Consider the following 6,996-nt stretch of genomic DNA (forward strand, 5'->3'; position numbering starts at 1 on the left):
CATATATAGAAAATGTAGCAGGTCTCGATTTATCTGTAACCACAGACAAATTATTTAAAAATGCAAAAACTGAATTTGATAAATTAGGTGCAACTGTATCTATAGATGCGTCTGATGTAGATAACCCAGTAGTAAATATTAATAAATCAGGACACACTTTAAAGCTTAATGGATTTACTGATAATGGAGAATTTGATACAACAAAATTTAAATTTGATGATATAAGTATTATTATTACTAAAGATAGCAAAACTTATAACGCTGAAGATATTTATGTACCAAATGAGGTAATAACTAAATTTGCGGCATATGTTAAAGCAGGCAAAGTAGTCGACATTATAGCACCAGCAGTTAAACCTGTAGTTAACCCTTCACCTATAAAAGTTGGATGTGTAACCGCAAAATCTGGTTTAAATGTTAGAAGTTCATATAATTTAAACTCTTCCAAAATAGGGTTACTAAAATATAATTCTTCTATAAAAATAATTGGAGAAGTAGGCAATTGGTATAAAATCAGTTATGGAAAAGTTCAGGGATATATTTCTAAAAACTATATAAAATTCTAGTATAATACATAAGGGCAACAGAAATGTTGCTCTTTTTTTATTTTCTCTTATGGCCCATTTTTGCTTATATATCTTAAATTTACATTGAAAGCGAACAATTAGTAAATAATTTATGTTATAAACTAATTTCACAAATTTTTGTGATGAATTAGTAATTAATCGGCTTTATCTCTGTTTTCTCAAAAGTGTTGCAGGCGAAATCTTTAGTGCATAAGCAGCTTTTCTTTTCGATCCGTATTTACTAATAGCTCTACTAATTAGTTCTTCTTCAATTTTTCCTGTTGCATCTTTCAAAGACATTTTCTCTAGTTTAAAGATTTGTATTAGATTATCAATTATTTTACCTGAACTGACTTCTACCATATGACCACTGAGACTGCGATTATTTTCAACGTCACTGACTTTACAACGAATATGATCCGGTAGTGACTCTATTTGAATGTTATCATCTTTGGACAGGATGACAAGACGCTCAATAACGTTTTTTAACTCTCGTATATTTCCAGGCCATTCGTATTCATCTAACACATGCATTACACTTGGCGATAATGCTATTTGAATATTATATTTAGTATAAAAATAAGAACAAAAGTGAAGCGTTAATGCCTCAATATCTTCCTTACGTTCTCTAAGAGGAGGAATATGTATACTTATAACATTCAATCGGTAATACAAATCTTTTCTAAAATCACCACTCCCAACCAATGATTCTAAATCACGATTCGTTGAGCAAATAATTCTGACATGTACCCTTTTTCTATTTGTACCACCTACACGTGTTACTTCCCCTTGCTCAATAACGCGTAAAAGCTTGACCTGAAGATCTATTGGCAATTCTCCTATCTCATCAAGAAATAACGTTCCACCATCAGCAAGCTCAAAAATACCTGGCTTACCACTTTTAATAGCGCCAGTGAAAGCACCACCTTCATAGCCAAATAGCTCTGACTCTATTAAACTTGGAACAATAGCTCCGCAATTCACTGTCAAATATGGTTTTTTAGCACGGTCACTTTCCTTTTGAATATATTCTGCGATAACTTCTTTGCCCACACCCGTTTCACCGGTAATTAGTACCGATACATCAAACCGAGAAATTTGTGCTGCAATATCTACAATATTCTTCATCTTTTGGCTCCGAAAAATAAATTTATCAGAAAATTGGTTTTCACGTATTAAAACATCAATTTTTTCTTTATACTCATTATTGAGCTTAACATGGTTTTCAATCTTATTATTCAGATGCTTTATCGTTGTTATATCTTTGACATTTGTAACAACATATTTAATTTCACCAGTCTGACCTTTAATTGGATACCCATTTATTTCAATACATTTGCCATTTTTTAAGGTTTGTATTTCAGACATAGGAACTTTGCTTAACAGAATGCTCGGTGTAATAATAGGAGAAAAAACACCTTCATCCTCTAATTTCCTTATATCTCTGCCAAGCAGTTTATTCCTAGATAAACCTGAGATTTTTTCATAGGAACTATTTATAAATACCGTAGTTCCATTTGAATCCGTAATATAAACACCATCATCTAATACATCTAATATGGACTGTATATATTCTGTACTTATTTCTGCTCTATAGTTTGTAGTCATCATAATCCCCCCTTCCTCATTATACTTATACTAATAATATTATAGCAAGTATCAATTACTTCACTGTTTTACGTGCAACAAAATAATGTGCCTCAAACATGAGCTTTATAACTCATATTTGAAACACATTGTTGTTTAGTATTTTCTCCTTATATATTCATCAATTCTTCTAACAGCTTCTTTCAAGTTTTCATCTGAATTTGCAAAGACAAAGCGCATATAACCTTCTCCCATGCTACCGAATGCAGAACCCGGTACTGCCACTACCCTAGCTTCTCTTATAAGTTCCTCTGCAAATTCCATCGAAGTTTTACCAAATGATTCTATATTTGCAAATGCATAGAAACTGCCTGGGGACTTTTTGCAACTTATCCCCGGAATATTATTTAGTCCATCTATTAAAATATCACGGCGGCGCGCATAGTCCTTAATCATACCTTTTACAACATCTTGCGAACCAGTAAAAGCTTCCACAGCAGCCTTTTGTATGAATGTAGGAACGCAGGAAACGATTCCTTCCTGTAACTTAGGCATATTTGAAATGATCTCCTTGCTTCCTACTACATAACCCAGTCTCCACCCTGTCATGGCATATGATTTGGAGAAGCTATTAATGATAATCACTCGATCACGTACTTCCGGAATTTGTGCTATGCTAAAAAATTCATTATCATCATAGATAATTTGATCATACACCTCATCAGAATATACTATTAAGTCATATTTTTCAGCAAGCTTTGCTATTTCTTCCACATCCGCTTTATCTAATACTGAACCCATTGGGTTACTTGGAGAATTTAACAGAATACCCTTGGTTTTTGGTGTTATTACTTTTTCAATATCTTCAGCTTTTATATTAAAATCATTTTTTTCATAGACTGGAACAGTAACAGGTGTTGCTCCCGCTATCATAATCTGTCCAGAATAATTAGAAAAGCACGGATCCGGAATGATAACTTCATCACCGGGGTCTATTGTTGCAAGTAAACTTAATGTAATTGCTTCCATTCCACCTACAGTTATCATAACATTATCGACTGTATAATCTCTTGAGTATTTACTATATTTATCTGCTATAGCTTGACGCAACTCTAGAATACCAGCATTTGGATTGTAATGGGTATGGCCTTCATCTATAGCTTTTTTAGCTGCTTCCTTAATGTTTAGAGGTGTATCAAAGTTAGGTTCTCCTAGCGTAAGGTTGATTACATCATCATATTGTGCGGCTAAATCAAACATTTTTCTGATCCCTGAAGCTGGATAGTTCATTGCCAATTTAGATAAATGTTTCATGCTAAAACCTCCAAATATTATTTATTTAATCCGCTTGATTATATTCTTGATGACTTAAACGCTTATAGCCATCTAACCTGTCTTTTGCATCTATTTCCGCTTTCATAAACAGTTCTTTAGCACTCTCCGGATACTGCTTTAGTAGAGATTCAAAACGAACTTCACTTAAAAGGAATTCCTCAAAGCTAGCTGTTGGTTCCTTGGAATCTAAAATAAATGGGTTTTTACCTTCTTTTTTAAGCAATGGATTATGTCTATATAAAGACCAGTACCCAGCTTCTACAGCATTTTTTTGTTGCCTTTGAGCTTTTCCCATACCACCTTTAATCCCATGACTAACACATGGTGCATAAGCAATAATGAGGGATGGACCTGGATAAGCTTCTGCTTCAAGAATCGTCTTTAATGTCTGTGCCTTATCTGCACCCATAGCAATCTGAGCCACATAAACATAACCATAACTCATCGCCATCATACCAAGATCTTTTTTCTTCGTACTTTTTCCTGAAGCTGCAAATTTTGCGATAGCTGCTGTCGGCGTTGATTTTGATGATTGTCCACCTGTGTTTGAATAAACTTCTGTATCAAAAACTATTACATTGATATCTTCTCCTGAAGCAAGTACGTGGTCTAGACCACCATATCCAATATCATAAGCCCATCCATCTCCACCAAAAATCCAGTTAGATTGCTTGATGAAATAATCTCTTCGCTCATAAATTTCTGCAAGCTCTGGAACATCAAGATATTCCTCTAGTGTCTTCGCTAATTTATCTGCTCGCTTACGTGTTCCTTCTGATTTTCCAAATCCACGAAGTCCGTAAAGCCACTGGTTCATTGCTTCTTCAAGGTCTTTATCGACACCGCTTGCAAGTGCATTCGTAACTTTACGTGCTACCGACTCACGAACAGTCTTTGCACCTAGATACATACCGAATCCATACTCTGCATTATCCTCAAATAATGAGAATCCCCATGCAGGACCATGTCCATAGCGATCCTTTGTATAAGGAATAGCTGGTGCTGAACCACCCCAAACAGTAGCACAACCAGCAGAATTAGATATTACCATTCGGTCTCCGAAGAGTTGGGTAATCAATTTTGCATAAGGTGTTTCTCCACAACCGGCGCATGCCCCTGAAAACTCAAATAATGGTTTTAGGAATTGGCTACTCTTAACAGTTTTATTTTGTACTTTTGCCATTTTTTCAGGTTCAATTGTCTTCGCAAACTCCCATAATTTCTCATACTCAGCGCGGTTTTCTGCCAAAGGTTTCAGTTCAAGTGCTTTTTCCTTCGCAGGACAAACATCCACGCAATTGCCACAACCTGTACAATCTAAAGCAGAAAATCCCATGTAAAATTGTTTTTCTTTAAACCCAATAGCATTTTTAGTCGTTATACATTCCGGTGCCGCTTTGACCTGATCGTCTGTAAGCAGCATAGGTCTAAGCACTGAGTGTGGACATACAAATGAGCACTGATTACATTGGATACATTTTTGCGCATCCCAGTGAGGAACATCGATTGCGATTGCACGTTTCTCATATTGTGTAACACCCGTTGGATAGGTTCCATCTTCAATTCCATTGAATGCACTTACCGGTAATAAATCTCCCTTTTGACTATTCATTGGAATCATAATCTTCTCTATAAATTCAGGTAAATCTGCCTTAACTGCTACTTTTTCATCCTGAGCATCCTCCCAAGTCTCTGGAATAGAAATTTTACTAATATAATCCACACCAGCATCAATCGCCTTATTATTCATATCAATAACGGATTGTCCCTGTCTACCATAATTCTTCTTAACTGCGTCTTTCAGATGTGCTATTGCATCCTCTAAAGGCATTATTGGCATCAATTTAAAAAATGCTGTTTGCATAATCATATTGATACGATTGCCAAGTCCTAAGCTTTTAGCAACTTCTATTGCATTTATAGTGTAAAATTGAACATTCTTTTTTACTAAAGTACGCTTCAATAATGCAGGCAGTTCCTTTTCTAATTCTTCTGGACTCCAGATACAATTAAGTAGGAAGGTACCCCCATCTTTAATCCCATCAAGCAAATCATACTTATTTACATAGCCCTGATTATGACACGCGATAAAGTCTGCCATGTTAACCAGATAAGGTGCCATAATCGGAACCTCTCCAAAACGCATATGAGAAACCGTAAGCCCACCTGATTTTTTAGAATCATACGCAAAGTATGCTTGTACATATTTATCTGTATAGTCACCGATGATTTTTATCGCAGATTTGTTCGCACTTACTGTCCCATCTGAGCCAAGTCCCCAGAATTTACAGGCTATCGTTCCTTTAGGTGAGGGATTAAAATCTTTTTCATATGCAGGAAGTGATTTAAATGTAACATCATCAACGATCCCTACAGTAAATCCATCTCGTGGCACTTCTTGCTCAAGATTAGTAAATACTTCCATAACATTTATAGGTGTAAAGTCTTTTGAGCCAAGACCGTAGCGTCCACCAACAATCAATGGCGCATCCTCTTTTCCAAAAAATGCATTTCTAATATCCAAACAAAGAGGCTCAGCTGGAGCACCAGGTTCTTTGGTACGATCCAATACAGAAATACGTTTTACCGTTTTAGGTAATACTTTAAACATATGCTCTTTAGAGAATGGACGATAAAGGTGAACTTCTAGCATTCCATAATTTCCGCCTTGTGCATTAAAGTATTCAAGAGTTTCTCTGATTACATCACATCCGGATCCCATGGCGATAATAACATTTTCTGCCGTTTCTGATCCATAATAGTTAAATAGCTTATAATCACTTCCTTTTAACTTATTTATTTCGTCCATATAGTGCTTGAATAATTCCGGTAACGGCTCATAGAACTTGTTCACAGCTTCACGTGTTTGGAAAAATATATCCGGATTCTGCGTTGTACCACGAAGTACTGGCCGATCTGAGTTAAGAGACCGCGCACGAAACTCATTTACAGCATCCATATCCACTAATTTTGCAAGTTCATCGTATTCAATAAGCTCAATCTTTTGCATCTCATGTGATGTTCTAAAACCATCAAAGAAGTGCAGTACAGGTATACGGGATTTAATCGCAACCAAATGTGCTACCGCTGCGAGATCCATACATTGTTGTACATTGTTAGACGCAAGCAACCCAAACCCTGTTTGACGTGTAGCCATAACATCTTGATGATCACCAAATATGCTAAGGGCATTAGATGCGAGCGAACGGGAACTAACATGAAATACGCCCGGAAGAAGTTCCCCCGCAATTTTATACATATTAGGTATCATTAGTAGCAATCCTTGTGATGCTGTATACGTTGAAGCTAATGCACCACCCTGTAGACAACCATGTAATGTTCCAGCCGCACCTCCTTCTGACTGCATTTCTTTTACTACAACCTGATTTCCGAAAATATTTTTTCTTCCTGCAACTGACCATTCATCAATTAATTCAGCCATCCTTGAAGATGGGGTAATCGGATAGATTACTGCCGCATCGGTAAATGCGTATGAAGCATATGCCGC

Annotated in this window: 4 protein-coding genes; 1 reads left to right on the forward strand and 3 read right to left on the reverse strand. The window is 36.1% G+C overall.

Annotation, left to right across the window (positions count from 1 at the left end; translation table 11 throughout):
- The coding region (locus JJE11_RS11545; RefSeq protein ID WP_291635728.1) for an SH3 domain-containing protein at positions 1 to 566 on the forward strand (566 nt) is incomplete at its 5' end.
- Between the two features lie 165 nt (positions 567 to 731).
- Here the strand turns inward: JJE11_RS11545 and JJE11_RS11550 are convergent.
- The 3 genes from JJE11_RS11550 to nifJ form a co-directional block, all read right to left on the reverse strand.
- Entirely contained in the window at positions 732 to 2,174 is a 1,443-nt protein-coding gene (locus JJE11_RS11550; protein WP_291635730.1) for a sigma 54-interacting transcriptional regulator, read from the reverse strand.
- A gap of 135 nt (positions 2,175 to 2,309) precedes the next feature.
- Positions 2,310 to 3,467, reverse strand: coding sequence for a pyridoxal phosphate-dependent aminotransferase (locus JJE11_RS11555; RefSeq protein WP_291635732.1), 1,158 nt, complete (start codon positions 3,465 to 3,467; stop codon positions 2,310 to 2,312).
- A 25-nt stretch (positions 3,468 to 3,492) separates the two neighbouring features.
- Positions 3,493 to 6,996 (reverse strand): pyruvate:ferredoxin (flavodoxin) oxidoreductase (gene nifJ / locus JJE11_RS11560; protein ID WP_291635734.1); only part of this gene is annotated, 3,504 nt, incomplete at its 5' end.

Source organism: Clostridium sp. (genome assembly GCF_016650095.1).
Classification (GTDB): Bacteria; Bacillota; Clostridia; order Clostridiales; family Clostridiaceae; genus Clostridium_AD.